34 protein-coding genes are annotated in these 26807 nt (G+C 40.4%); 25 read left to right on the top strand and 9 right to left on the bottom strand.

Features of this window, described 5'->3' with window-relative positions; all coding sequences use genetic code 11:
• The first annotated feature begins 67 nt into the window (after window positions 1–67).
• A complete protein-coding gene (locus MKY77_RS13705) occupies window positions 68–787 on the top strand; it encodes a phosphate ABC transporter ATP-binding protein (protein WP_339146431.1) in 720 nt (239 codons plus the stop codon).
• Window positions 784–1536: an iron export ABC transporter permease subunit FetB gene (gene fetB / locus MKY77_RS13700; RefSeq protein ID WP_339146430.1), complete on the top strand. Its 753-nt coding sequence runs from the start codon at window positions 784–786 to the stop codon at window positions 1534–1536. Before MKY77_RS13705 ends, fetB begins: the two co-directional genes overlap by 4 nt.
• A 370-nt stretch (window positions 1537–1906) precedes the next feature.
• Here the strand turns inward: fetB and MKY77_RS13695 are convergent, their stop codons facing one another.
• From MKY77_RS13695 to MKY77_RS13670, 6 genes are all read right to left on the bottom strand, one after another.
• On the bottom strand, window positions 1907–2710 hold the full coding sequence (locus tag MKY77_RS13695) for an ABC-2 family transporter protein (RefSeq protein ID WP_339146429.1): 804 nt from the start codon (window positions 2708–2710) through the stop codon (window positions 1907–1909).
• Between the two features lie 4 nt (window positions 2711–2714).
• Entirely contained in the window at window positions 2715–3506 is a 792-nt protein-coding gene (locus MKY77_RS13690; protein WP_339146428.1) for an ABC-2 family transporter protein, read from the bottom strand.
• Complete coding sequence (locus MKY77_RS13685; RefSeq protein ID WP_339146427.1) at window positions 3469–4497, bottom strand: ATP-binding cassette domain-containing protein; 1029 nt, start codon at window positions 4495–4497, stop codon at window positions 3469–3471. Before MKY77_RS13685 ends, MKY77_RS13690 begins: the two co-directional genes overlap by 38 nt.
• Before the next feature lie 356 nt (window positions 4498–4853).
• Window positions 4854–5486 carry an FMN-binding negative transcriptional regulator gene (locus MKY77_RS13680; protein WP_339146426.1) on the bottom strand — a complete coding sequence of 211 codons (633 nt, stop codon included), beginning with the start codon at window positions 5484–5486 and terminating at the stop codon, window positions 4854–4856.
• Between the two features lie 163 nt (window positions 5487–5649).
• On the bottom strand, window positions 5650–5793 hold the full coding sequence (locus tag MKY77_RS13675; protein WP_339146425.1) for a hypothetical protein: 144 nt from the start codon (window positions 5791–5793) through the stop codon (window positions 5650–5652).
• Between the two features lie 23 nt (window positions 5794–5816).
• Window positions 5817–6041 (bottom strand): DUF3892 domain-containing protein, encoded by a 225-nt coding sequence (locus tag MKY77_RS13670; protein WP_082153463.1) that lies wholly within the window; start codon window positions 6039–6041, stop codon window positions 5817–5819.
• A 70-nt stretch (window positions 6042–6111) separates the two neighbouring features.
• On the opposite strand from MKY77_RS13670, the gene MKY77_RS13665 reads away from it, so the two are divergent.
• From MKY77_RS13665 to MKY77_RS13655, 3 genes are all read left to right on the top strand, one after another.
• A complete protein-coding gene (locus MKY77_RS13665; RefSeq protein ID WP_339146424.1) occupies window positions 6112–6792 on the top strand; it encodes a class I SAM-dependent methyltransferase in 681 nt (226 codons plus the stop codon).
• Between the two features lie 15 nt (window positions 6793–6807).
• Window positions 6808–7497 carry an AIM24 family protein gene (locus MKY77_RS13660; protein WP_339146423.1) on the top strand — a complete coding sequence of 230 codons (690 nt, stop codon included), beginning with the start codon at window positions 6808–6810 and terminating at the stop codon, window positions 7495–7497.
• Between the two features lie 297 nt (window positions 7498–7794).
• Window positions 7795–7947, top strand: a complete 153-nt coding sequence (locus MKY77_RS13655) for a DUF3934 family protein (protein WP_339146422.1) — start codon at window positions 7795–7797, stop codon at window positions 7945–7947.
• A gap of 33 nt (window positions 7948–7980) precedes the next feature.
• Here MKY77_RS13655 and MKY77_RS13650 read toward each other — a convergent pair whose 3' ends face one another.
• Both MKY77_RS13650 and MKY77_RS13645 read right to left on the bottom strand, forming a co-directional pair.
• Window positions 7981–8277 carry a hypothetical protein gene (locus MKY77_RS13650; protein WP_339149819.1) on the bottom strand — a complete coding sequence of 99 codons (297 nt, stop codon included), beginning with the start codon at window positions 8275–8277 and terminating at the stop codon, window positions 7981–7983.
• Window positions 8166–9119 carry a hypothetical protein gene (locus tag MKY77_RS13645; protein ID WP_339146421.1) on the bottom strand — a complete coding sequence of 318 codons (954 nt, stop codon included), beginning with the start codon at window positions 9117–9119 and terminating at the stop codon, window positions 8166–8168. The genes MKY77_RS13650 and MKY77_RS13645 overlap by 112 nt, the downstream gene beginning before the upstream one ends.
• Window positions 9120–9344: 225 nt before the next feature.
• Here MKY77_RS13645 and MKY77_RS13640 point away from each other — a divergent pair, with 225 nt between their 5' ends.
• The 5 genes from MKY77_RS13640 to MKY77_RS13620 all read left to right on the top strand — a co-directional run bounded on the left by MKY77_RS13640 (window position 9345) and on the right by MKY77_RS13620 (window position 14047).
• Entirely contained in the window at window positions 9345–11036 is a 1692-nt protein-coding gene (locus MKY77_RS13640) for a formate--tetrahydrofolate ligase (RefSeq protein ID WP_339146420.1), read from the top strand.
• Window positions 11036–11527, top strand: a complete 492-nt coding sequence (locus MKY77_RS13635; RefSeq protein WP_339146419.1) for a hypothetical protein — start codon at window positions 11036–11038, stop codon at window positions 11525–11527. The genes MKY77_RS13640 and MKY77_RS13635 overlap by 1 nt, the downstream gene beginning before the upstream one ends.
• A gap of 128 nt (window positions 11528–11655) precedes the next feature.
• Window positions 11656–12135 (top strand): glutathione peroxidase, encoded by a 480-nt coding sequence (locus MKY77_RS13630; RefSeq protein WP_339146418.1) that lies wholly within the window; start codon window positions 11656–11658, stop codon window positions 12133–12135.
• 167 nt (window positions 12136–12302) lie between these two features.
• A complete protein-coding gene (locus MKY77_RS13625; RefSeq protein ID WP_339146417.1) occupies window positions 12303–13160 on the top strand; it encodes a TatD family hydrolase in 858 nt (285 codons plus the stop codon).
• 44 nt (window positions 13161–13204) lie between these two features.
• Window positions 13205–14047 carry a DegV family protein gene (locus tag MKY77_RS13620; protein ID WP_339146416.1) on the top strand — a complete coding sequence of 281 codons (843 nt, stop codon included), beginning with the start codon at window positions 13205–13207 and terminating at the stop codon, window positions 14045–14047.
• Window positions 14048–14051: 4 nt separating this feature from the next.
• Here the strand turns inward: MKY77_RS13620 and MKY77_RS13615 are convergent, their stop codons facing one another.
• Window positions 14052–14303 (bottom strand): hypothetical protein, encoded by a 252-nt coding sequence (locus tag MKY77_RS13615; protein WP_339146415.1) that lies wholly within the window; start codon window positions 14301–14303, stop codon window positions 14052–14054.
• 219 nt (window positions 14304–14522) lie between these two features.
• Here MKY77_RS13615 and MKY77_RS13610 point away from each other — a divergent pair, with 219 nt between their 5' ends.
• The 15 genes from MKY77_RS13610 to MKY77_RS13540 all read left to right on the top strand — a co-directional run bounded on the left by MKY77_RS13610 (window position 14523) and on the right by MKY77_RS13540 (window position 26751).
• Window positions 14523–15152: an HD domain-containing protein gene (locus MKY77_RS13610; protein WP_339146414.1), complete on the top strand. Its 630-nt coding sequence runs from the start codon at window positions 14523–14525 to the stop codon at window positions 15150–15152.
• Between the two features lie 4 nt (window positions 15153–15156).
• Window positions 15157–17064 carry an ABC-F family ATP-binding cassette domain-containing protein gene (locus MKY77_RS13605; protein ID WP_339146413.1) on the top strand — a complete coding sequence of 636 codons (1908 nt, stop codon included), beginning with the start codon at window positions 15157–15159 and terminating at the stop codon, window positions 17062–17064.
• A gap of 72 nt (window positions 17065–17136) precedes the next feature.
• Window positions 17137–18258, top strand: a complete 1122-nt coding sequence (locus MKY77_RS13600; protein WP_339146412.1) for a conserved virulence factor C family protein — start codon at window positions 17137–17139, stop codon at window positions 18256–18258.
• Between the two features lie 15 nt (window positions 18259–18273).
• Complete coding sequence (locus MKY77_RS13595) at window positions 18274–18711, top strand: BrxA/BrxB family bacilliredoxin (RefSeq protein WP_339146411.1); 438 nt, start codon at window positions 18274–18276, stop codon at window positions 18709–18711.
• A gap of 330 nt (window positions 18712–19041) precedes the next feature.
• Window positions 19042–19815, top strand: coding sequence for a class I SAM-dependent methyltransferase (locus MKY77_RS13590; protein WP_339146410.1), 774 nt, complete (start codon window positions 19042–19044; stop codon window positions 19813–19815).
• 61 nt (window positions 19816–19876) lie between these two features.
• On the top strand, window positions 19877–20008 hold the full coding sequence (locus tag MKY77_RS13585) for a YuzL family protein (protein WP_339146409.1): 132 nt from the start codon (window positions 19877–19879) through the stop codon (window positions 20006–20008).
• Between the two features lie 366 nt (window positions 20009–20374).
• Window positions 20375–20962, top strand: a complete 588-nt coding sequence (locus MKY77_RS13580; protein WP_339146408.1) for a YpjP family protein — start codon at window positions 20375–20377, stop codon at window positions 20960–20962.
• Between the two features lie 19 nt (window positions 20963–20981).
• A complete protein-coding gene (locus MKY77_RS13575; RefSeq protein ID WP_339146407.1) occupies window positions 20982–21518 on the top strand; it encodes a phosphatidylglycerophosphatase A in 537 nt (178 codons plus the stop codon).
• 222 nt (window positions 21519–21740) lie between these two features.
• Window positions 21741–22490: a toxin gene (locus MKY77_RS13570; RefSeq protein ID WP_339146406.1), complete on the top strand. Its 750-nt coding sequence runs from the start codon at window positions 21741–21743 to the stop codon at window positions 22488–22490.
• Window positions 22491–22615: 125 nt separating this feature from the next.
• Window positions 22616–23410: a thymidylate synthase gene (locus tag MKY77_RS13565; protein WP_339146405.1), complete on the top strand. Its 795-nt coding sequence runs from the start codon at window positions 22616–22618 to the stop codon at window positions 23408–23410.
• A complete protein-coding gene (locus tag MKY77_RS13560) occupies window positions 23407–23889 on the top strand; it encodes a dihydrofolate reductase (protein ID WP_339146404.1) in 483 nt (160 codons plus the stop codon). Before MKY77_RS13565 ends, MKY77_RS13560 begins: the two co-directional genes overlap by 4 nt.
• A gap of 48 nt (window positions 23890–23937) precedes the next feature.
• Complete coding sequence (locus tag MKY77_RS13555) at window positions 23938–24648, top strand: lysophospholipid acyltransferase family protein (protein WP_339146403.1); 711 nt, start codon at window positions 23938–23940, stop codon at window positions 24646–24648.
• Window positions 24649–24724: 76 nt separating this feature from the next.
• On the top strand, window positions 24725–25390 hold the full coding sequence (locus tag MKY77_RS13550; RefSeq protein WP_339146402.1) for an SOS response-associated peptidase: 666 nt from the start codon (window positions 24725–24727) through the stop codon (window positions 25388–25390).
• 91 nt (window positions 25391–25481) lie between these two features.
• Complete coding sequence (locus MKY77_RS13545) at window positions 25482–25733, top strand: DUF2535 family protein (protein WP_339146401.1); 252 nt, start codon at window positions 25482–25484, stop codon at window positions 25731–25733.
• A gap of 175 nt (window positions 25734–25908) precedes the next feature.
• Window positions 25909–26751 carry a DegV family protein gene (locus MKY77_RS13540; RefSeq protein WP_339146400.1) on the top strand — a complete coding sequence of 281 codons (843 nt, stop codon included), beginning with the start codon at window positions 25909–25911 and terminating at the stop codon, window positions 26749–26751.
• Window positions 26752–26807 lie beyond the last annotated feature (56 nt).

Raw genomic sequence — 26807 nt, 5'->3', positions numbered from 1 at the left:
CTCGGCCAAATTTTTTTACACCCTAAGGGAATAGTAGTATGGAAAGACCAGGGAAGGAGGGGTATGCTTGCAGGAAGCAATACGATTACATAACGTGCAGTATGAAACGGAAGACATACATATTTTAAAAGGAATATCAGGAGCCATTATCGAGGGGGAAATCACAACATTTGTCGGTCCCTCTGGTGCAGGCAAAACAACCTTACTAAAGATGCTAAACGGTCTACTTTCTCCTACTTCAGGTGAAATCATGGTAAATGGAAAGGAGATTAATCAGTATGAACCGACAGAACTTCGAAGGCTGGTTGGGCTTGCCTTACAAAGTGCACCGATGGTAGACGGAAATGTATATGATAATCTTTCCTTGCCATTGCGTCTTCAGAATGGCTCACTGTCGGAAGAAGACGCAAAGAATATCTTAAATGTGGTTGGGCTTGGAAATGGCCAACTATATCAGAATATTAAGGATTTATCTGGAGGTCAGAGGCAGAAGGTGTCCATCGCAAGAACATTAGTAAATCGACCAAAGGTATTGTTATTGGATGAAATAACGGCATCTCTAGATCAAGTATCACAAAAAGAAATCAATGAATTGATTCAAAGGGTAAGCAAGAAATACGGTACAACTATTGTGTGGATCACTCACAACTTGAAACAGGCTCTAACAGTGGGAAACTACACGTGGTTTTTAATGGATGGACAACTGTTGGAAGCGGGAAAAAGCCATGAAATTAAAAACTCCCGAAATGAAAAAGTACAAGCTTTTCTTAGGGGGGATTTGGAATGAACGCACTTACTCTTTCGATAGCACTCGTATTTGTCCTCATACCTATTGTACTTTCCAAATCCTTTCGACTGGACTTGGAGAAGGATACTATTATTTCGGTAGTAAGATCAGTAATACAACTCTTTGTCGTCGGTTATCTGCTTACATTCGTTTTTGAATCGGATGGATATTTCTTTATCACGTTAATGGTTATCATCATGATTGCTGCGGCCGTTCAAAATGTTGCCAGAAAAAAGACCCTGATTAAAGGGATCACTTGGAAAGTGGCTGTAACCTTCATTTTTATTGAAATCTTGACACAAGGAATTTTGATTGGGTTCCAAATCACTCCTCCAACCGCCCAATATATCATTCCGATCAGTGGCATGATCATCGGGAACTCCATGGTACTAGGAATCTTATTTTTGAATAGATTTATATCTGAAGTAGAAGCAAGAGAGGATGAAATCGATTTGATACTTTCTCTTGGTGGAACAACTAAACAGGCGATACATACACAACTCATTCGGGCGATCAAAGCAAGCATGATTCCCACTATAGAAAGTCAAAAAACAATCGGGCTTGTCCAACTTCCGGGGATGATGAGCGGACAGATCATTGCTGGTGCAAGTCCTATTCAAGCAGTGCAGTTTCAGTTGCTTATTTTATTTTTACTCCTGACAACAGCCTCCGTAACAAGCATTATGCTTGGATTCTTATCTTATCCAACCTTGTTTAATGAGCGAAAACAGCTTTTGAGGATAAGGTAATGTGGGAATATATAAAAGCCATCCTGTGGTTTTTTAAAAATATAGGAAACTATATAATAATGTTGATTTCCGTTCCAGGCACTTCGCTTTCCAGTGGGCGGTCCGGGAGCCTCCTAGGCAAGCCTGATGGCCACTGAAAAACCTAAAAACCTATCTTCATTTTGGTTTCTAGCTGTGGATTGGAGCAATAGGCGAAGTCTCCAGCGGGGGAGTAGCGACAATCTTGAGACCCCGCAGCAAAGGCTCAAGATTGTCGCCCCGCGGAAAGCGCAGCCATTTGCAAGAAAGGAACAGCGGCGATTAACCAAACAACTAAAGTTTGTAGCTTTAAAGGATCGGGCGGTTACTGCCCGGTTTTTTATGATATAAATCAACTCCCGGTACTTGTAAAAGCCCGTATCCCTCTATTCCAGAACCAATACGCAATCATAAATGAAAGGAAGGCAATAGCAGGAGTGAGGAGAGCCATCGCTATCATCGAATCTTTCTCGAAAAAATAGGTTGCTGGATAAAAGGCGGTAAATCCATATGGAATCAACCAGGTGATGATTAAGGTGATAACCTTTGGATAGATAGTTAATGGATAACGGGCAAATTCACTTAATTGAAATACAGATACTACAATTGGAAGGCTGTCCACCATCCAAAAGGAAAAAGTAATAAAAAAGAGGTTGATGGCTACGAACAAGACCCCACTTGAAATAATGAAAATGAATAATAAGAGTAAACTCTGTATTGTCCACTCAATTTCCAGGTTTACACTGGCAATTGTAAGGACAATTCCGCCGATGATTAATTGTCCGAATCCATCTTGCTGTACTCTTTCGGCGACTATCTGAAAAAGGGGATTGACTGGCCGTAATAAAAGCCTGTCAAAGTTGCCCGACCTGATATATTGCCAACCAAGCGTCCATAAATTATCAAAGAATATATGGTGAATGGAGCGTCCTAAAAATGCGATTGCATAAATGAATAGAATCTCATAATAGGTCCATCCCTTAAGAACTTCTATATGATCGAATACTATTTTCAAGAAGAAAAGAGCGGTAAATTGTTGGACCATAACAGAGAACAATCCGATGAAAAAGTCTGCTTTGTATTCCATCATTACTTTTAAATGGTTGCTAAAGTATTTTCCGTATAAGAACGCATATTTTTTACACTTTTTCAACATAGTGCTACCCTCCAAACACGGTCACTTTCTTTACTGCTTGAGCCCAGACAATGCGTACGATGATAAATAGGATGCCAAGCCAAAATAATTGGGTGAAAAATGCGATAAAGGCTTCAGTGCCCATTGGTATTTGCCCTGTGTATATGGCTACGGGAACAAAGATCATGGACTGGAAGGGGAGATAACTACTAACTTCCTGGAACCAACTTGGGAAAAGGGTGAGAGGAATGAGTGCCCCCGAAAAAAACTTGACGATGGCCTCACGCAAAACCCGCAACCCCCATACATTAACCGTCCAGAATGCCAGTACTCCAATGATCAAGTCAATCTGAGTTCCGATTAAGATACCTACTAACATGCTTGCAAAAAATAATGCACCACTCTGCCAGGAAAGAGGCGCTTGAATCCCGATGAATATGATGGCCACCAGAAAAATAGGAATGGTTGTACGGACAAAACTGTTTGCTTTGGAACCAAGATCCATAAAAATCAATTTAGTTAAATAATCATAGGGTTTCAATAATTCCAAAGCGATATCGCCATTTTTTATATTTCTAGCCATCTCATTTCCAGCACCGGAAACATAGTTTTCTAGCATCATGGCGATAACAACATAGGTAATCATGGATTCGAAAGTAATGGAGGAGATTTCCGTTCTGTTCTGGAACACCGCCACCCAGAAAAAGTACATGATGACTAATCGTAGCAGTGTAGAGACGACGTCAGCCCAATACCAGGCGAGGTAGGCTGTCTCGACTTTAATTTGAGACTTTAGAAGCTCCCAGTACTTCCGCATGTTCTGGCCCCCGTTCGTAAATTTCCTGCACCACTTTCTCAATCCCAAGTTCGGTTATGGTAAAGTCTTGAACCGGATACTCTTTCATCACTTCCTTGATGATCTCACTCCCAGTAATGATAGTGCTGTTATAGTGGAGCAAAAAGTGATTTTCTTCCTCGGGTTCTTCGAGGTGAACTGCCATCTGAAAAGAAGAAGGAAGGATGAAATTCTTTGTGGAATCTATTTCTAATTTGATTGTCCGGTTAAATCTAGTTTGCTGTTTTAGAGCAAGAAGGCTTCCGTCATAAATAACACTGCCTTTGTCAATTATGATAATGCGATGACATAGCTCTTCAATATCTTGCATATCATGCGTGGTTAAAATAATGGTGGTCTGATGTTCTCGGTTCATGTGCTTAATGAATTGACGGATTTTTATTTTTACCGAAGCGTCCAGACCAATCGTCGGTTCATCTAAGTACACAACAGAGGGATTGTGTAGAAAGGCTGCGGCAAGTTCACAGCGCATTTTTTGTCCTAGTGAGAGCTGTCTTACTGGAATGGGTAAAAGCGCTTCCAAATCTAACACTTCTTTAAATTTCGCAAGATTTTTTTCATAGATTTCTTGTGGAACTTCGTAGATATGTTTTAATAGTTCAAGAGATTCCTGTACCGGAATATCCCAAAAAAGCTGGGTCCGCTGACCAAAAACGGCACCGATGCTTTTGGCGTTCTTGGTTCTCTCCAAATATGGAGTGATACCATTGACTGTCACAGAACCCTCATCAGGTGTGAGTATCCCACTAATCATTTTAATGGTTGTGGATTTGCCCGCCCCGTTTGATCCTATATAGCCTACAATCTCACCTTTAGGTATCGTGAAACTAATGCCATTTACCGCTGTCTTCTTCACGTATTTCCTTTTGAATAATGCTTTAACCGCCCCAGTCAAACCTGGCTCTCTTTCAAACAAACGGTAATGCTTGCTGATGTTTTTTACTTCAATCATCTTCACAACCTCCTGGACTTTCCAAATGAAAGCACTGACAAATGAATATTATATACACTTTTATTGAAAGATGGAAGAATTTTCTTTAGCAAAAAAGAAAAAAGGATAGATCTTTTTGAATCTATCCTCAGACTGTTGACAAACTATAAACTAGTTAGGTTATGTGTTGGAAGAGTTGATCTTCGTTGCAGGAGCTTCGCTTTCCGCGGGCAGTCCGGAAGCCTCCTCGGCTACGCCCTGCGGGGTCTTCCATGTCCTTTCTTCCCGCAGGAGTCTTCGCTCCTTCCACTGCGATCAACTAGAGAATTTCATTATTTTAAGCTTTGTCTACACACTGAGGATAGATCTTTTTGAATCTATCCTTTGTTACTTCTATTTAGTTCCTTTTCCATTAATCTTGCAATTTCTTTTGAGTCATATGGAGTCTGTTTCTTTAACTGTTCTATGACTCTCTTTTTACGTACGTTTGAATGGTGTTGGTTTAATTTCCATTTACCTTCTAATTTCTCCACATGCATTTTTACCCCGACGATACCGCTTAACATACTATCCACCGTTTCCTCGTGATCCTCTAGTTTCCAGGGTGCGTCAAACCCTTTCTCATAGAAATCTGTTGCTTCCTTCAATATAGTTTTAAGCGAATTCTCTTCTTGGATTATCTCTATATTTCCGTGAGCATGGGCACTTATGTAGTTCCAAGTTGAAACGGTGTTTTCCTCTTCATACCAAGAAGCGGAAACATAAGCATGTGGGCCTGTGAAAACGGCTACCCCGGATTGGGAGTGCAAAGATCTCCAATGAGGATTTGCCTTTGCCATATGAGTTAGTAGGGTGATGGTGCCATCGTCTTGTGAAGATACAATGAATGGCAAATGTGTGACAGTGGGCACCCCGTCATGTTGTGAAAATAACACGCCAAAGCTATGTGATCGGATAAACTCGATTATCTCAGCAGAGTCTTCCTTTCTAAATTGTTTTGGTATATACATGATGTAGGCTCCTTTTACAGAAATATTTTTCACTTACAGAAAATTATAAAGGATTATTGGAGCCAAGGGTAGAGTTGTTTAGGGGAAAATCAAGAAGTATCAGGCATAAATAAAAGCTGTCCAATATACGTTAATCTTGGACAGCATCCCGCGGTTGAGTATATTATAGGTCCGTTTTGTCTTTTTGATCTTTGTTTCGCTTATTTCCTTTGCTATTATCTCCTGCAACTTTCTCGCTTCCAGCTGTAAAGCTACTTGTAGGACTGTTTTGGTTTTGGCTTCCGCCTCTGTTATATTTCTTTGTCATGGTGTTTGTCTCCTTTTGATATTTTAGAACATCGGTAAGTTATCCAAGTTGTTGGTGGGATCGCCATCGGCGTTGCCTCGGATATACATTTCGCCGTCCTTGCCTTTAAATACATTTGCTCCAATGACTACACCTTGATTTACATCGTTCAATGCTTCTTGATAGGAGAGGACTCTTCCGGTGGATGTTTTGAAACCTGTGATGTCTCCATCCCCATTTTTTTGTACTGCCACAAATGTTTCGCTCAAAGTTTATCCTCCTTTCTCTATACGGTTGTAGCGTTTCCTTGTAGAATAAAATTATTCGGGGGTGTATAAGATGAAAGCATTCGATTGGAAGGAAGAAACAGAAAAAGCTTGGGATGAACGTGCTGATTTTTGGCATGAAAATAGTGAAAATATGTGGCTGCAGGGGAGCAGGAAGGCCATTGTACCGTTCATCCAGCAGAGGCTTGTTGAGGGTTCACATATTTTAGACGCAGGATGTGGGGATGGATTCGGGTCTCTATTAATGGCTGAGAACGGGTTTCACGTAACTGGTATAGACATATCAGAGAAAATGATTGAACGTGCAAAAGAAAAAAGAGTACATAAGCATGTTACTTTTCAAAAAGGAGACCTAACTGCACTGCATTTGGACACAGCCTCCTTGGATGCCATCATGGCTATCAACTCTATTGAATGGGTAGAACATCCTTTAATGGTGTTGGAAGAGTTTCACAAGGTTTTAAAGCCAAACGGGAAGTTGTTTCTAGGGTTGCTTGGACCTACAGCGGGACCAAGGGGAAACAGCTTTCCAAGACTATATAATCAGAAAGCCATCTGCAATACAATGATGCCTTGGGAGTTTGAACAGCTGGCACAGGAAAATGGTTGGGAACTTTTGGATGGGATGCCCGTATATAAGGAAGAAGCGAAAAATCTGGACACGACGAACTTACCACGAATCCTGAAGCAATCCTTAACATTTATGTGGGTGTTCATGCTACAAAAAAAATAAAGGGGCGATTTGTCTATGTCTAAATACTCTATTCAACAATTTATCCAAAAGAGCAAACAGGAGGATAAAGGAGAGGGATTGTTTGAACTCGAAACGGAAAGGATACTTGAAATAAACCTTAACGGTGACATTTGGGCAAAGATGGGTTCGATGATTTCCTATGAAGGCTCTATAAAGTTTCAACGGGAAGGGATCCTCGAGCACGGCTTAGGGAAACTTATGAAAAAGGCATTTACCGGTGAAGGTTCCCAGTTGATGAAGGCGTCTGGAAAGGGCAAACTATACGTTGCAGATCAAGGGAAGAAAATAACCATCCTTGATCTAGAAGGGGATAGCATATTTATCAATGGAAACGATCTTCTTGCATTTGAAAAGGGGATGGAATGGGATATCAAATTGATGAGAAGAGTGGCCGGCATGATGGCGGGGGGGTTATTCAATGTTAGATTGGAAGGACAGGGGATGGTGGCCTTTACCTCCCACTATGAGCCACTTACACTGATGGTGTATCCAGGACAGCCTGTCTATACCGATCCGAATGCTACTGTAGCGTGGTCGGGCAATCTACAGCCTGAATTTGTCACAGATGTGCAGTTGAAGACCTTCTTTGGAAGAGGCAGTGGGGAATCCATCCAAATGAAATTCGCTGGCAGTGGCTTTGTGGTCGTTCAGCCATTTGAGGAAGTGTACACCACAAGTGAATAAAGCTTTAGCCACTAGACATGAAAAACCTTTTCATAAACACTCTCCTGTAGTAAGCTAGATGTTTAATCAAATGATAAAATTAAGCACTTTTCTCAAAGGTTGTTGCTATTTTCTAGTAAAAAGTCGGCAATTGGACTTTTTACTGATTAGAAACTTTAAAAAATGCAGTAATAAATTTGTACAACAGGGAAAAGAGCACGACAATAACGAATATAACGGTTATTTTATAAGTTTGTAAATGCAACAAAGTTGACGAAAAGAGTCTAAAATTATTGATCATATACAGGAGTGAAGGCAATGAGTGGATCAAAGAGCAAGGGCGGAGGAACAGGCCGAGGAACGGGTAAGAAGGGGTGGAGCCGCTGGCAGAAAGCAGCTAATAAAGCTAAAAGCAACAAGCCTTATAAAAGTAAGGGAGCAAAAGTTAAGGGTGGCAGTGGTTCGGAATGATAAGAAGGAACAAAAAGCTTGGGAGCGGAAATATCAGCTCCCAAGTTTTTTGTTTACTGGCTTTATAGTTGCTAAATTCGATTGAGCAATTTTATCACTTACCCTTAGGATATCATCCATGATTATTTTATGGGATTGTGGTTGGTGTAACTTTTTTAAGGAAGTACCGATGGCAATTTGCCACTCTCTATTCTCCAGTAAAGAATGAATGGTAGTTACTAATTCTTCCTGATTCCAAACAGTAATGGCAGCTCCCTTATTGGTGAAAAACAATGCATTTTCCCTTTCTTGACCAGGTACCGGTTTATAGAGGATAAGTGGGGTACCGATAGCGGTCGCCTCCGTAAGTGTAATGCCTCCCGGCTTTGAAACCAGCACATTTGCCAGTAAGTGTGGAATCTTTGGGCGTTTTTACAAACCAATGGATACAACCCCCTCCGTAGAGAAAGATTATTTCCACATACTACTGCAATCTGATGTTCTGTTTCTTGAAGAAGTGTTTCACAGACTTCTTTTATATTCTTTATAACTCCTTGAGCTCCGGCTAAAAGGAGGATAAGCTTTCTTCCAGGAGTAACTCGGTATTTCTCGAATAAAAGCCTCTGGTCTACTAATTCTGAAAATGCTGGACGGATGGGGATACCACTTACGACTACTTTAGAATTACTAACGCCTTCTGATAGTATTTTTGATTTTAAGTCAATGGTGGAAAAATAGTATTTATCTATATCATCATGCAACCAAAGTCTATGAAGACAATAGTCGGTAATAACATTAAATGTTGGAATAATCATGCCAGTCCGTCTCCTGAATTCAGGAACCGCATTTATCGGGAAGGTATTGATCAATATATCGGGCCCCTTTGATTGAATAAGAGAAGTTAACCGTTTGAATCCGTAATTATAATACCAGCGGAGCAATTTTCTATTTTGTATTCTATCTGTACCGTAATAGAAAAGTTTGTAGAATTGCTTCCCGAAAGTAAAACTTTTTTTATAAAGCTTTTCTGTCAGTTCGGAAAAGAAGGGGTGGGATTCCGCATATAGATTACAGATACTCACATTCTCAAATCCTTTGTTCAAGCATTCTTGGTAAAGGGAATTGGCTACTTGCAAGTGACCATTTCCATAAGAAGCAGTCAAAATGATAATCTTCGGGTTCTTCTTATCCATTTTTAACCTCCTAACAAGTAAACAGAATATAAACAAATGATATCAACCGTTTGTTGTCGGAAAATTAAAGTTTTTCAAAATATATGTTAAGATTTTATGAATTATCAAGATATAGAATATGATGATGAGCAGTACCACCCCATAATTTTTCGGAAAAGTGGTACAATAATAACGTTATTTAAGCTCAATTGTATAGGTCTATTATTATTAACGGGGGAATGTACGATGAAACATACCAAAACTGCCGTGCTTAGCGATATTGAGATTGCACAGCAAGCATCTATGAAAAAAATTATGGACATAGCTAGTCTGCTTGATATTGAAGAAGATGAAATAGAGCTTTATGGAAAATATAAAGCCAAACTCTCACTTGATATCACCAAACGTTTACATACAAAACAGGATGGGAAAGTCATTTTGGTTACGGCCATCAACCCGACTCCCGCAGGTGAGGGAAAGTCTACGGTGACAGTTGGCCTTGGTCAGGCACTGAATAAACTTGGCAAAAAGGCGTTGATTGCGATGCGTGAACCTTCTCTTGGGCCAACGATGGGGATGAAAGGCGGCGCAACAGGCGGAGGATATTCACAGGTGCTTCCAATGGAAGATATCAACCTTCATTTTACAGGCGATATTCATGCCATCACAACTGCCAACAATGCTCTGGCGGCGATGATAGATAACCACATCCATCAAGGAAATGAACTGCAGATTGACACACGAAGAATTACTTGGAAAAGAGTGCTCGATTTAAATGACCGTGCCCTTCGAAAAGTTGTGATTGGTATGGGAGGACCTTCACAAGGTGTTCCTCGTGAGGATGGATTTGATATTACCGTTGCATCTGAAATAATGGCAGTGTTTTGCTTGGCAAAGGATTTAAGTGATTTAAAAGAAAGGCTGGCAAGAATCGTCATTGGATATGATATCACTAAAAAACCGGTTACTGTAAAGGATTTAAATGTAGAAGGTGCATTAACATTGCTCCTTAAGGATGCCTGCATGCCAAACCTTGTGCAGACTATGGAACATACACCTGCGATAATCCATGGTGGGCCTTTTGCAAATATAGCACATGGTTGCAACAGTGTCATTGCCACACAAATGGCGGCAAAACTAGGTGATTATGTCGTGACGGAAGCAGGGTTTGGAGCAGACCTTGGTGCTGAGAAATTTTTGCATATCAAAACCCCTGCGCTTGGGTTCAATCCAGAAGTAGTGGTGATAGTGGCAACCATTCGTGCGATCAAAATGCACGGTGGGATGGCAAAAGATCAGTTGAAAGAAGAGAATCTTGAAGCTTTGGCTAAAGGAATAGAAAATGTGAAAAAACATGTGGAAACAGTAGAGGAATTTGGGCTTCCCTATGTGATCGCCTTGAATGAATTTATTACCGATTCAGAAGCTGAAATAGACTTTGTGCGACAGTGGTGCGAGAAAAACCAGATTCCAATGGCACTGACCCAAGTATGGGAAAAGGGTGGGGATGGAGGTATGGATCTTGCCACGATAGTTCTAGAGCAAATCGAAAATAAACAATCGAACTTTACGCCTCTTTATAAATCGGACGACCCACTCGAACAGAAGTTAGAATCGATTGTGAAAAACGTCTATGGTGCTTCAGGTGTCGAACTGCTCCCGGCTGCGCAGAAACAACTACAGCAAATTGTTGGCGAAGGATGGGGACATCTCCCAGTCTGTATGGCAAAGACACAATACTCATTGAGTGATGATGCCAAAAAGCTTGGTAGACCAGAAAATTTCACCATTACCATTAGGGAATTAAAGCCATCCGTAGGAGCTGGATTCATTGTCGCACTGACAGGAAATATCATGACCATGCCGGGACTGCCAAAGCAGCCTGCAGCACTTAATATGGATGTGGATGAGGATGGAAAAGCGGTAGGTCTTTTCTGATGTTCGATCCTACTGTCTTTGATAATTTGAAAGTGGTTGTAGAGGGGGATTTATACGATTTGGACCTTGAAGGAAAGATTCAAATCGCAGACCGGAAGGATAGGATTGATCTTGCGACGATGTCTCGTTCCTTCAGTATGAAAGTTACGTTGGATGGGTCAGTATTCGGAGAGATTATTCTTTCTTCTGATATAGAGAATATCTCAGGAGAATTACTCCGTCTTAATAATAAACCTGGTTGCCAAGTAAAGTTAAAATTTACGAAAACAGCTCATTCTGAAGCCGATATCGATACTGAAGTATCGAACTTGAGAGAACTTCTATCCCAAATTTGGGAAGAAAGAGAAATCCGTATTTTTTCTACAATTAATCATGAAAAGAAGGAAGAAATTAAACTTACAGCAGTAGTCGGCTTTTCTAGACCTATCCATGAGGAGAATATAGATGACTTGAGAGATATGCTGACATATATGGTCAAAAGCCTTAGATGAAGCATACCCAACATAGACAGCACACTCACCCTTGATTCATACTAACTATAGTGCCCTGGGGAAAGCGAAGCTCTGTGCGGAAATCAACAGGGGGCATCATAGAATCCTAAAAAGACGAGGTGAAGAAATTGACAACAATTTATGATTTTTCTGCAACGGACATCAGAGGTAAGGAGGTCCCATTATCCGAATATAGAGGATATGTCTTGCTAATTGTCAATACAGCTAGCAAATGTGGTTTTACTCCACAATTTGAAGAACTCGAGGAACTCTATAAGGAGTATCAGGACAAACAGTTCATGGTACTTGGTTTCCCGTGTAATCAGTTCGGTAACCAAGAACCGGGAAAAGAAGAGGATATCAGCGAATTCTGTCAATTGAATTATGGGGTTTCCTTTCCGATGTTTTCAAAGGTGGATGTGAATGGGGAGGACGCCCATCCGCTGTTCGAATATTTGAAAGAAAATGCAAAGGGATTATTGGGCTCTAAAGCAGTGAAATGGAACTTCACCAAGTTCCTTGTGGATAGAAACGGAGAAGTGGTGGAACGCTTTGCTTCTGCAACCTCCCCATCAAAAATGAAAAATGATATTGAAAAGTTACTATAATAAATTCTGCTTGTATTCTTGAGTTCGAAAGAATAACTATTACTTATAAAAGGCTATTATAAAAGGCTATTATAAAAGAAAACCCTTTTCTTAATTTTGGAGAAGGGTTTTCCTATATTATTATCGAATTAATAATAATATCACTATTCGAAGAAAGGAGTAAACGTTTGAAAGTAATTGATGCGCATGTGCATTTTTCTTCCATAAAGAGTTTCCAAGATACCGCTGACAACCTTTCCTGCCTATCCTATACATACGATGGACTCCTGAAAGAGTGGAACCAACATAAGGTGGTGGGAGCTGTAGCAATGGGGGTTACCGAAACAGAACCCTTAGGATTTCCAGACCCTCGCAGTGAAACACCAATGGGCCTTGATCTTGCCCCTTCCATCCCAGCAAGCATGGGGTACTGTCCAGGAATTAACCCTTATAAAATGGAAGAGAAAAATCTTAGGGAACTAGAAAGAGAAATACAAAAATTGAATGTGGTAGGAATGAAGATCTACCTGGGTTACTACCCCTTCTATGCCTATGATGAGATATACAAACCGGTCTATCGATTGGCAGCTAGGTATCAATTACCGGTGGTATTTCATACAGGGGATACGTATTCAGAAAGAGGACTGCTTAAATATGCACATCCATTAACGCTTGACGAGGTGGCTGTTGCGAATAGGGATGTCACTTTTGTGATGGCACATTTCGGTGACCCGTGGGTGCTGGATGGTGCAGAGGTTGTATATAAAAACAGAAACATGTTTGCTGACCTTTCTGGGTTAATTGTCGGCACGGAACGGGAAATTGATCGCCACCGGCATACAAGGTTCCTACAGCATTTATTGCATGCTCTAGACTACTGCGATCACTATGAGAAGCTGATGTTTGGTACCGACTGGCCGCTTATTTCTGTAGGTAGCTATATTCAATTCATCAGGGGGATCATTCCTGAAGACTATCATCAGGCGGTATTTCATGACACTGCTTTAAAAGTGTTTCCTAGGTTGCAAGCATTATTGTCAGAATAGTATAATAAAATAGGGTAAAAGATATAGAGAACGGGGGATTTTTGATGGAGAAAATAGCGTGGGTAACAGATAGTACGGCATATTTGGACGAGATGTTGAAGAATCATCCGGATGTGTTTAGCATACCGATGGTCGTCTATTTTGAAGAGGAAGAATATCTGGATGGGGTGACCTTATCCCTAGAGGATTTTTATACAAAATTGGAGGCAAGCAATACTCCGCCCAAAACTTCCCAACCTTCTGTAGGGGCATTTGTGGAATTGTACAGTAAACTTTCAGAATCCTATGACCGAATTATTTCCGTTCACCTATCCAGTCATCTAAGCGGTACAGTTTCGTCTAGTATGCAGGCAGGTGAACTTGTGGAAATCCCTGTTCACACAGTGGATTCAAAAGTGATTTCTTTTCCATTGTCTGCAATGGTAAAGAAAGGGATAAAGGCTATGGAGGAAGGTAAGGCGTATGAGGAAATCCTTGACTACCTCCACGACCTGGCAACAAAATGTGATATCTATGTTCTTATTGGCAGCCTCGAACAACTTCACCGCAGCGGTAGGATGTCGGGGGTGCAAAAATTATTGGGTAGTCTTCTCCAGATTAAACCGATCATTCGTATCGAAAATGGAAAGCTGGATGTCGCCGAAAAAGTAAGGACCCATAAGAAAGCGCTGTCAAAGATTGTGGATTTTTTGGAGGAGGCACATGCCCAAGCAACTATCAAAGAATTGTTTGTCTTACATGGTACGAACATAGAAGATGCTGATAGTCTTGTTGCTAATCTTAGGGAAAAGTATCCGGATATCCCGATTAACCCATTCCCTTTATCCACTGCCATTGCCGTACATGCCGGGGTGAATACGATAGGGATTGCATGGTATAACGAATAATGGCTCATCGGTACTGCAAAACAAACTGAATTTCACTGTCATTTAGAGGGTAGGCCCCAATAAGTGTATAGCCGATACTAATAAATCTTGATAGGGTTTCAGTGCAAGTTTCTGCAGCAGGTTCGAATGGGGCATGATCACTTTTAAATAAAGATAAAGTTTCATCTGTTTTGTAATTACAACGAATGAAGACAATATGAGTTCCGAACCAAGCGGTACCAATTTGTGAACTGTTTGAAGTACGAGGATAGTACATTTTCTCTCCTCCTTAAATAGCTGATGTGCATCCCTTCTGGTATGATAGCCAGACCTTGCCATCGGCTTTTTTGTTGACTCCATGAGGCTGTACTTGTATTTTATGAGGATTAGAAAGACTATGTTACTGTGATAAAAACCCACGGATTGCGAAATGGTATGGATATCTTCTCACTCATGGTAAAATAAGAAGGAATCAAACGAAAAGGGAGTAACTTTTGTGATACATAAAGTAGAGGAATACGTAGAATCAATATTCAAGAATGATACAACCGGACATGATTGGTACCATATACAAAGAGTCAGAAGACTTGCCTTACATATTGGAAAAGTGGAACAAGCAAACCTATTGATGGTAGAAATCATTGCACTACTGCATGATGTGCTTGACGATAAATTGACTAATGACAAAGTAAATTCAAAAGCAGAAATAGCTGAACTACTGGCGGAACTCCCATTAACGAAATTACATATTGATGAAATTCTACATACGATAGAAAACATCGGCTTCAAAGGCGGAAACGGAATCGTTTTGGAAACGCTTGAAGGGAAGGTGGTACAGGATGCCGATAGATTGGATGCACTTGGTGCCATTGGTACTGCCCGTACATTCATGTATTCCGGTGCGAAAGGGCAAGAGATGTATAATCCGGAAATAGAAGTAAGAAGTGAGATGACATATGAACAATACCGGAAAGAAAAGTCAACAGCCATCAACCACTTCCATGAGAAGCTTTTTCTTTTGAAGGATACGCTTCAGACGGAAGAAGCGAAAAGAATTGCCGAAGAACGCGAGGCATTCATGAAACAATTCGTTGATCAATTTATGAAAGAATGGAATGAGATATAATCGTATGAAAATGTTAATTGGAGAAAGTCTGTCAAAGACATATGTAGAGAAAGTGTTATTGGATAATGCTAATTTCAGTATCCAGGAAAAAGAGCGGGTCGGCTTGATCGGGGTTAATGGGACAGGTAAGTCAACCTTATTAAAAATCATTGCTGGTCTAGAAACTGCTGATGCTGGTTCCATTACCACATCAAATGACTACACCATCGGATTTCTTTCCCAGCAACCTGCACTCGAAGAGTCTAATACTGTGATGGAGCAAATCTTTAGTAAAGAATCACAAACAAATAACATCATCATGAAATATGAGAACTGTCTACTGCAGGTACAGGAAAACCCGACAGATGAACAGTTGCATGAGCGTCTCGCGAATCTGCAATCTCAGATGGATCAGTTTCAAGCTTGGGATGCCAGCGCAAATGCTAAGGCGGTTCTTAACAAACTGGGTATCAACGAAGTCAACCAACGGATTGAAAGTTTATCAGGAGGCCAGAAAAAAAGGGTCGCACTTGCCCAGACACTGGTTGAAGCTGCGGACCTGCTTATTCTTGATGAACCTACCAACCACCTTGATTTTGAAGCGATTGAATGGCTGGAGGATTATTTAGGTAAGTATCAGGGAGCAGTCCTGCTCGTCACCCATGACCGTTATTTCTTGGACAAGGTCACTAATAAAATATTCGAATTACATAATGGTGCTATTTATACCTACTCTGGTAATTATGGAGACTATTTAGAGGCAAAAGCGGTACGCCAGGAAGAGCAACTAAAAACGGAGGCAAAACAAAAAAGCCTCTATCGCCAAGAGCTTGAATGGATGAGAAAAGGTGCCAAAGCAAGAACAACGAAACAAAAAGCAAGAATCAAGCGCTTTGAGGAGCTTGATGAAAAGGTGGCTTCTACCTCTTCCTCCGGGGAATTGGAACTTCTTACAGGTTCTGCCCGCTTGGGGAAAAAGGTAATGGAGCTTGAAGAGGTGTCCCTACAGTACGGCAAAAAGGTCATATTTGATAAAGTGAACCTCCTAATCAAGCAAAAGGACCGAATCGGTATTGTTGGTCCCAACGGAGTAGGGAAGTCTAGCATGTTAAACATATTGGCACAAAAACTCACTCCTACAAGCGGTAAGGTCGATGTAGGTTTGACAGTTAAGCTTGGTTATTATACACAGGAACAGCAAGATATGAACTTGGAACAAAGAATGATCGAGTATGTTAAAGAAGAGGCGGAAGTCATTAAAGGGGAAGATGGTCAGCACATCAGCGCTTCTCAACTTTTGGAAAGATTTCTATTTCCTCCTCACTCCCATGGTACTCCGATAAGAAAGCTCTCTGGCGGTGAGCGTAAAAGGCTCTATCTATTAAGGATCCTTATGTCACAACCAAATGTTCTGCTCCTGGATGAACCGACCAACGACCTCGATACAGAAACCTTGACCATTCTGGAAGCATATTTGGACGAGTTCCCAGGAGTGGTTATCACTGTATCCCATGACCGTTATTTCCTTGATAAAGTGGTGGAGGAGTTGGTCATCATTGAAGGAAATGGGAGCATAAAAAGAATCTTTGGTGAATACACAGACTATGTGCAGGAACAGCAACAGAAACGAAAAGAAGAGAAACAGATGGAAACAGCAAAGAAGGAAGCACAATTTTCAACCCGTCAAAAGCAGAAAACGTTGAAGCTTTCATACCAGGAACAGAAAGATTGGGATACAATTGAAGAAACGATCATGAGCCTGGAAGAGAAACTGGAGAATATAGAAGCAGAAATTGCCAAAGCCGGCAGTGACTATGAAAAAGTAAGCAAATGGCTTGCTGAGCAGGAAGAAACAAATAAACGGTTGGATGAGGCCATGAACAGATGGGAAGAGCTATCTGAAAAAGTGGAGAAAATCAAAGAGCAATCTTGAGCGCCATACGTGTAGTGTAGGGGAAACGTATGCTACCATGGTAGCAAGAAAAAATAGAAGAGGTGTTTTCTAGTGAATATTCAATCCATTGAACCTACTCCTAGTCCCAATACAATGAAGGTTATTTTAAGCGAAGAGTTACCAGCAGGAGCAAGGAATAACTACACCAAAGAGAATGGAAATGAAGCACCTGAAATCATTCAGGAAATACTGGGGATCGAAGGTGTAAAAGGGGTCTACCATGTTGCAGACTTCTTAGCTGTCGAGAGAAACGCTCGTTTTGACTGGAAAGGGATACTTTCTGAAGTACGGGCAGCTTTTGGTGAAAAAGAAGAGACCCAAGAAGGTAATAAACAACAATCATTGGAAGGCTTTGGAGAGGTAAAAGTGTTCGTCCAGATGTTCCAAGGAATTCCTATGCAAGTGAAATTATCCGATGGTGAACAAGAAAAGCGTGTAGGATTACCTGACCGATTTATGCAAGCTATTTTAACCGCTCAACAAAAGCAAGATAATGTAGTACTTGAGAGAGAATGGAAAGAGCATGGTGTCCGTTATGGCGATCTTGAAGCAGTAGGTACGGAAATCGTAGAAGAACTATCTGCAACTTTTACCGAAGAACGGATAGAAAAAATGCTAAAACAAGAAGAAAATACAGATAAATCGAATACCATAAAGTCAAAGCAACGTTACAAAGTGACTCTAGAGATGTTAGACGACCCTGATTGGTCCAAACGCTTTGCGGCGCTTGATCAAATGGATCCAAAAGAAGAGGATATTCCTGTCTTGGCAAAGGCTCTGGAAGATGAAAAGGGTTCCATCCGCCGTTTGGCAACCGTTTATCTTGGCATGCTAGAAGAATCAGATATATTACCTTACCTGTCAAAAGCGCTGAAAGATAAATCGGTAACCGTTAGAAGAACAGCGGGAGACTGTATGTCAGACCTTGGTGATAAAGCAGCAATGCCCTCCATGATCGAAGCACTTAAAGATAAAAATAAATTGGTGCGCTGGAGAGCTGCAATGTTCCTCTATGAAGTAGGGGATGAAACTGCTCTACCTGCTTTGCATGAAGCAGAGAACGATCCTGAATTTGAAGTGAGTATGCAAGTGAAAATGGCTATTCAACGAATTGAAGGTGGAGAAGAAGCAAAAGGTTCCGTGTGGAAGCAGATGACAGAACGGAATAATTAAAAGGAGGAATATACCATGTCCATGGCATATGAAGAATACATGAAACAATTAGTGAAACCGATGAGAGACGAACTCACAAGAGCGGGTTTTGAAGAGTTGACTACAAGCGAAGCTGTTGAGGACTTTTTCAACAATGTGGAAGGGACAACACTGGTGGTAGTCAACTCCGTTTGTGGTTGTGCAGCTGGATTGGCCCGTCCATCAGCTACACAGTCCATTATTCAAGCTGACAAAACCCCCGACCACCTAGTGACGGTGTTCGCAGGTCAAGATAAAGATGCCACTTCGAAAATGAGAGAGATCTTTGGTGATATTCCACCGTCCTCGCCTTCCATGGCACTAATGAAAGGCAAAGAAGTCGTACATTTCATCCACCGCCATGATATAGAAGCAAATACGATGGAAAACATCATGACCAATCTGCAAGGAGCCTTTCATCAATACTGTCAATAGTGTTAAAAAGGGGATGTGCGAACCTGGCACATCCCCTTTGATAATGAAAAGCTCTGGTAAAGCATACTGTTGATGTTTGTGGCAACCTAGCTGTTGATTGGAGCAAAAGGCGAAGACTCCTCGAAAATGCTAACGCATTTTCTTCGTGCGATGTATCGCTGTCGTAGCATTCCTTGTCCTGCGGGGAGGTAGCGACAATCTTGAGACCCCGCAGGGCGCAGCCTGAGGAGGCTCAAGGTGGCCCTCTGAATAAGCGAAGCCGTTTGCGGATATCAACAGCGGTGTTTAACAGATCCTAATGAAAAGAGCCATTTAAAAGGGAGAAAATCTATGATCGTGACCACCGCTGGAAGAACAAATGAACAGATGATTCAAATTGCAATGAAAATTGCCGATGATCTAGGCTATCCTTATTATCATAGAAACAAGAAATCAATCGCAACAATTTCTAGTGAAATGCAACAGGATATTTTCGTAATTGGAAAGAGCCGCTTTGAATGGTACTGTCTAGGTAAGGACGAACCGATATTCTTTCATCCCAATACAGCTGTATTCAGAGCAAAAAGGTGGCAAAATGGCGAAGTGGAACCTTTCCTACAGGCAACTGATCTAAAAGAAGGAATGAAGTTCCTGGACTGCACGCTAGGCTTGGCCTCCGATAGTATAATGGCAAGCATGGCAACAGGACCGAATGGTCAGGTTGTTGGGATCGAAGGAAGTAAGATGATGGCCTATCTTGTAAAAACCGGCCTAAAGAATTGGGAATCGGAAATGGTGGAAATGAATGAAGCGATGAAGCGGATTGAAGTCCTTCACGGTAATCATCAGAAGATACTTTCGACATTGCCGGATAATAGTTTTGACGTGGTGTATTTCGATCCAATGTTTCATCATTTATTAGAGGAATCCAATGGTATTGCCCCACTTAGAAATATTGCTGTTTATGACGAATTAACGGAAAAAGTCATAAATGACGCCATGAGAGTCGCAAGGCACCGAGTGGTACTAAAAGATCATTGGCAAAGCAAGAGGTTTGATCAATTTGGTTTTTTTGTATGTAAGAGAAAAACAGCAAAGTTTCATTACGGATATTTGAAAACTTAAGAGCCTTGTTGGGTACCCTATTTCTTGATGGTAAATCGCAGGAGAAATGAGGTGTCAGTAGATGGGCGGTAAAAGGAAAAAGCCAGGGAATGTAGGGCTTTCCTCTCCTCAAGTAGAAGGACAAGGGACAACGACTACAGAAATCGATGGAAATTCCATGTCCTCAAGCAGGAAAAGTACTAAGAAAAATTAATGGAAAAAACTCGCGGTGAGCTAGGCTCACCGCGAGTTTTTTATACTTTCTTATCAGTCAACGATACATAAATAAACTAAAGCCCCTAAAGTCACAAAGCATGATACGATGATAGCAACATCTGCCATAATAATTACCTCCAATATGTACTCTTTCTTAATATTAACAAAAAACCACAAATAAATGAATAAGAAATATTCGAAAACGTATTAAGCAAACATATTTTTGCTGAATTTGTAACAAAAGGTTTTAGAGATAGAAAAATGAGAAAATAAATTGATAAAATTTTCTTACTTTTATGGTATACTAGTTTTATTATTTAATAGAGTTGTTGCATTAGAGATAGAGACAGAAAGGAAGACTAGCATGCCAAAATGGTTAAAAAAATCATTAGTAGTCCTTATAACAGCCCTTACATTCGGTACAGTATCGCCACCCGCCTACTTGACTGTAGATGACCAAAAAGATGATTCAACATTTGGTGATTTTACCAATAAAGACTTTAACTATTCAGCTGATTACATTGGACCTATAGAGCAAGAACTTACTAGGGAAGCATTTCTATCTTTGGCGAAGGAACAGGCAGAAATTCAAAGTTTAACAAAATTTGGTTCCAGAATTGGTCCGAAAATACAGGACGAGTTCAAGGATATCATTTTTCCCAAAATGGAAGAAGTAATAAATGAACTTGCTACAGAACATCCGGAAGAAGAATTAAATAATTTGACCATTTCAGAGAATCCAACCGGTGGAGATAGTGAGAAGATTTTTCACATCTATCACGCCCAAACCGGAAAGGACTTGATTCGGTTCCATGTAAGAAAAGATCATCCACCTTTGGATGGGTATTACTTCAACTTCCATTACCATACATACCATGATGAATTTCAAGGCCACCATACATTGGGATCCATCTATTGGGCAAAAAACACACCGCCTAAATGGCTGAGCTAAAGAGAGAGAAAAAGGGGGCATGACATTGAGAAAGTACACACTCCAACAAATGCGTGAAACTACAAAGAAAATGTTGGAAAATAGGGGCGTCACGATCAAGGACATCGCAGAGATTGTTCTTCTTCTTCAACAAAAATATATTACGAACGTCACGCTCGAAGACTGTATTCACAATGTAGAAAAAGTCCTGGAAAAGAGAGAAATCGTGCATGCTGTTTTAACCGGCATCTCCCTAGATATTTTAGCGGAAAAGAAATTGCTTCCTGAACCTCTTCAATATCTCGTTGAAACCGATGAGCCATTATATGGGATTGATGAGATAATTCCTTTGTCCATTGTGAATGTCTACGGGTCGATTGGATTGACTAATTTTGGCTTTCTTGATAAAGAGAAATTCGGCATCATTAAAAGCCTTGATGAACATGAAGGGGAAGAGGTACATACCTTTATGGATGACATTGTCTGTGCACTTGCTGCAGCGGCTGCCAGTCGGATTGCCCATCGTTCACGAGATATAGAGGAAGCTGAGTTGAACGAAGAGGAAGTAATCGTATAATAAGGTTGGTTAAAGGGCTATCTTCTAAAAGAGGGTTAGCCCTTTTTGCATTCAAGGAGATAATTGGTAAAAATTTATACCCTATATTAATGAAATGTTACAAAAATATCATTTAAATTAAATCCTTTTCCTGATATAATACTAGTATAAAAGAATTGAATTTTCAGATAATGAAACAAGTGGTTATCACCTTGTACTGACACCATGAGAAGGAGAGTAAAGATGAAGCGGCGTATTCTGGCAATTATGTTATTAATCGTATTTACAATTATTCCGATATACTGGAAAGCATATGCAAGTCTGGATGCCATCCAACTTAAATACTACGACTCTCCCCAAATGGATGGTTTTCTTCACGATATTCCAAATAGGGAAGCGATGAATCAATTAATCTACCTTCCTACTAGGGACTTTTCGGAAAAAGATGCTGCATTAATGATTCAACATGTGGCAAACATATCTCCAAATATCCTTAATGTATTGGTACAGCAGAATGTCCACCTCTACTTGTTTAATGGAAAACTGACAGAAGTGGAGGGGTTTGAGCATTTGCAAGGGATTAAACCTAGAGGCTATAGTATGAATGGGTCCAACTGGGAAGATGTGCCTGGAATAGGCGGATCGAAGTTGGTATTGGCAAAAATCGGACATAGTAATAACGGAATGGGGCATGGTTCCGTTAACCTTGAACTACATGAATTGGCACATTCCATTGACCGTTATGTACTTGGAAATGTCCGTCATAACCAAGCCTTCCAAGAAGCATGGAAAAAAGAGGTTACTTCCATATTTCCAAACAGGAGCTACTTCCAGACCTTTCCTGAAGAGTATTTCGCAGAGACGTTTGCCATGTATTATTTAAATGAAGTTTCACGGCTTGAACTGGCAAAGCAGGCCCCACAAACATTCTTGTTCTTTGAAAATATGGAAAAAATGTCACTAACAAGAGATTTCTTCGGTAAAAAGTATTAAATGGAGCATTCCTAAATTGGGAGTGCTTTTTTCCTTTCCATAAATGTAATAAAATTTGCGACTTGCCTCTTCTTTTTTATGTTAGAATGTAGAAAGGAAAAATGACCGTTGATGAGGTGAAGGAAATGAAACAGTATTTGGATTTATGCGAACACGTACTACATAATGGAACAAAGAAAGAAGACAGAACAGGTACAGGTACCATCAGTACATTTGGCTATCAGATGAGATACAATCTACAGGAAGGATTTCCTGTTGTAACAACAAAGAAATTACATCTCAAATCAATTATTCATGAATTGCTCTGGTTCTTGGCCGGGGATACGAATGTAAAGTACTTGCAAGAAAACGGTGTTAGAATATGGAATGAATGGGCAGATGAAAACGGAGAGCTTGGGCCAGTCTATGGCTATCAATGGAGGTCTTGGCCGACTCCGGACGGTGAATATATTGACCAAATAACCAATCTGATCGATCAGATAAAGCGTAATCCCGATTCCAGAAGATTGATTGTTTCAGCATGGAATGTTGCGAATGTCGATTCTATGGCGCTCCCACCTTGTCATACTATGTTCCAATTTTATGTTGCGGATGGAAAACTCTCCTGTCAACTATACCAAAGGTCTGCGGATGTATTTTTAGGTGTTCCATTTAATATAGCTTCTTATGCCTTGTTGACGTTGATGGTGGCCCAGGTATGTGAACTGGAGCCGGGTGACTTCATTCATACATTAGGAGATGCACATATCTATTCAAATCATATAGATCAAGTAAAGCTACAACTGCAAAGGGAACCGAAAAAATTACCGAAAATGGAACTGAATAAAGAAGTAACGTCTATTTTTGATTTCAAATTCGAAGATTTTACACTTGTCGATTATGATGCGCATCCGCATATCAAAGGAGTCGTAAGTGTATGATTTCCATTATTGTCGCAATGGACAGAAATCACCTTATCGGAAAAGATAACGATCTTCCGTGGAGAATCCCCGCAGATTTGGCTTACTTTAAAAAGGTTACAAGTGGTAGTACCATTGTGATGGGAAGAAAAACGTATGAATCCATCGGAAAACCGCTTCCAAATAGAAGGAATATCATTCTTTCAAGAAAGGATTTTTTCGCAGAAGGATGTGAAACACTCCATTCATTGGAAGAAGTTAAATCGATGGAAGAAGACAATAAAGAGCTCTTTATCATTGGTGGTGCACATATTTTCAAGGAAGCACTACCGTTTGCGGATCTCTTGTACTTAACCTATATCGATGAAGAATTTGAGGGTGACACCTATTTTCCGACCCTTGATGAGAGGGAATGGGACTTAATATTCGAAGAAAAAGGTATGAAGGATGAAAAAAATCCATATGATTACTATTTTAGGAAATATAAGAGATTAAAGTAATACTGCATTTGAGCAAAAAATGGTTGTGTTATTTAGGGAGAGAAAGAAATGTTACGTACGATTTGGTGGTTTGTTTACTTTTTTGGCTATCTCATATATAGTTTGCCGACAATCAAAAAGGTGCAAAAATTGGATCCTGCCATGACAGTGGAGGAAAAAGATACAATTATTCATCAAAAACCAAAACATTGGGCCAAAACATTGGTTAAGCTTACAGGATCGGAAATTGAGGTGATTGGACAGGAGAAAATACCGCATGGGCCGGTTCTGTTTGTAAGTAATCATCAAGGGAATTTTGATGTCCCGATCCTTATCGGTTTTCTTCAAAAACCTTTAGGATTTATTTCAAAAGTAGAAGTGAAAAAGATTCCGTTAGTTCCAAGGTGGATGGAAGCAATGAATTGTGTTTTCATCGATCGTAAGGATAGAAGAAAGGCAATTCAGTCCATTAGGGAAGGGGTACAAACCTTAAAAAATGGGCATTCTCTCGTCATATTTCCAGAAGGGACAAGAAGTAAGGGGGACGAAATGGGAGAATTCAAAAAAGGTGGACTCCGCCTGGCAACTGACAGCAAAGTACCGGTTGTTCCCATTTCCATTTCAGGATCTTACAGAATCATGGAAGAAAGTAAATTCGGTTTTCAACCAGCCCGTGTAAAGGTGACTGTCCATGATCCGATTTTCTTGCCAGAAGGTGAAAAGGTTGATGGAAATCAACTTGGCATGGAAATCCAGAGCAAAATAAAACGATACTTATAAAGATGAAGGCCGCTACTTTTGTAGCGGTCTTTCCTTATAGTACAATGGTATTATCTTATATTGGAGGAGACTAGGCATGTGTGGAAGATTTTCCTTGACCACGGAGCTTCATAAATTGGAAGAACGCTTCTTTCTGGAGAATGCAAAGGACCTGAATTATCAAATCAGCTACAACATAGCACCTGGACAACAAATACTGACCATTATAGAAGGATCCACCAAAAATAGGGCCGGTTATCTTCACTGGGGGCTGGTGCCAAGCTTTGCTAAAGATAGGAAAAACGGCTATAAAATGATTAACGCGCGCTCGGAAACGCTTCATGAGAAAGTAAGCTTTAGCAGGTTACTGGAAAGAAGAAGATGCTTAATACCTGCAGACGGCTTTTTTGAATGGAAAAAGATTGGCCGAGATAAGCAGCCAGTGAGGTTTACCTTAAAGTATGAAGAGCCATTCGCTTTTGCAGGATTATGGGATCGCTGGGTGCATGGCGAGGAAGAAGTGGTAAGTTGTACGCTAATTACAACCAAGCCAAACAGACTTGTCAAAGGTGTTCACGACAGGATGCCGGTCATTGTAAAAAAGGAACACGAACAAACTTGGCTATCCAGACAAGAGCAAGATGTAAAAGTTTTGACTTCCTTTTTACAGCCTTATGAAGAGAGCAACATGCAGGCATACGAAGTATCATCGATTGTAAACTCACCGAAGAACAATGGGCCAGAATGTTTACAAAAAGTCTAAAAATGTTTCATTTTGTCTAATGAATCTTGACACTTCTGTGAAAATTTAGGGTATAATAATGGTAAACGGGTGAAAAAAGAGGATTGATATTTTGCTATGGAAAAGCCTAGAGTTCACGGTTGAAGAGGGACAGAAGGTAAAAGTCATTGAAATTCCAGTATTGGAGGACGATAGCACATATCATTTTTTGGTTCGGGTCAGACTGGAAGCATTTGTAAGGATCATCCTATCTGAAACAGATCCAAAGCAAATCTATTCCTTCAAAGAATATTTACGCACAGTATTGAAGTGGCCAGTTTACTGTGATGTCGTAAAAACAGATATTTTAAAAAATAATGCTTAAAGATTGGTATATGTGATAATATTAATACAGGGCGGTGACCCTGTATTTTTTTTTGTTTTGTGTCAAGTTAATGAAAATAGTGCTACTTTACATGGAAGTTGTACTGATTAGGTTTCAACATCCATGCTAGGAAGGTATAATACTACATAAGGATATAATTGGGGAAGTGAATTTGATGAAAAATGTTAAAGTAGTGACCGACTCAACCATTGATATTGATCAGTCCATAATTGATGAATTAGAAATTGAAATAGTGCCGTTATCCATTACAATTGATGGAGAATCCTACATAGATAGATTTGGAATAAAGCCGGATGAATTTATGGACAAGATGAAGGATTCCGTTGAGTTGCCGAAAAGTTCCCAGCCTGCTGTGGGTACCTTTGTTGATGTCTACAACCGCCTGGGCGAGGATGGTAGCAAAATTCTTTCTATACATATGACCGGTGGTATGAGTGGAACAGTTGGTTCTGCCGAAAGTGCTGCAAGCATAAGTGACGCCGATGTTACCGTAATCGATTCACGGTTCATTTCCTTTGCCCTATCTTTTCAGGTTGTTGCTGCGGCCAAAATGGCCAAAGAAGGAAAATCAATGCAGGAGATTTTGAGCAAGCTTGATCAGATCCGTTCGAACACGGATCTATTCATAATGGTCGACACGTTGGATAATTTGGTTAAGGGAGGAAGAATTGGAAGAGGGAAAGCTCTTATCGGTTCTTTATTGAACATCAAACCAATTGCTTCGTTGGCTGATGGGGTATACACACCTGTTACGAAGGCTAGAAGCTATTCACAAGTAATCAAGTTTTATACCAAGCAATTTAAAGAAGACATTGAAGGTAAAATAGTAAAAGGTGTCGGGATAGCACACGCTGGTTCCCTTAAACAGGCGGAAGCGTTGAAGCATTCCTTGTATGAGGTTTCAGGATTTAAAGATATTCAGATATCATACACCACTCCTGTAATATCCACCCATACAGGTCCTGGTGCATTGGCATTTATGTACTACGTAGAATAGAAAAAAATAGCCCAAGCAAAAGCCTTTCCGGTTAAATGGAAAGGCTTTTGTTTTTA

The sequence above is a fragment of the Sutcliffiella sp. FSL R7-0096 genome (assembly GCF_038595065.1).
Classification (GTDB): Bacteria; Bacillota; Bacilli; order Bacillales; family Bacillaceae_I; genus Sutcliffiella_A.
This window is presented reverse-complemented; position numbering and strand designations above follow the sequence as displayed.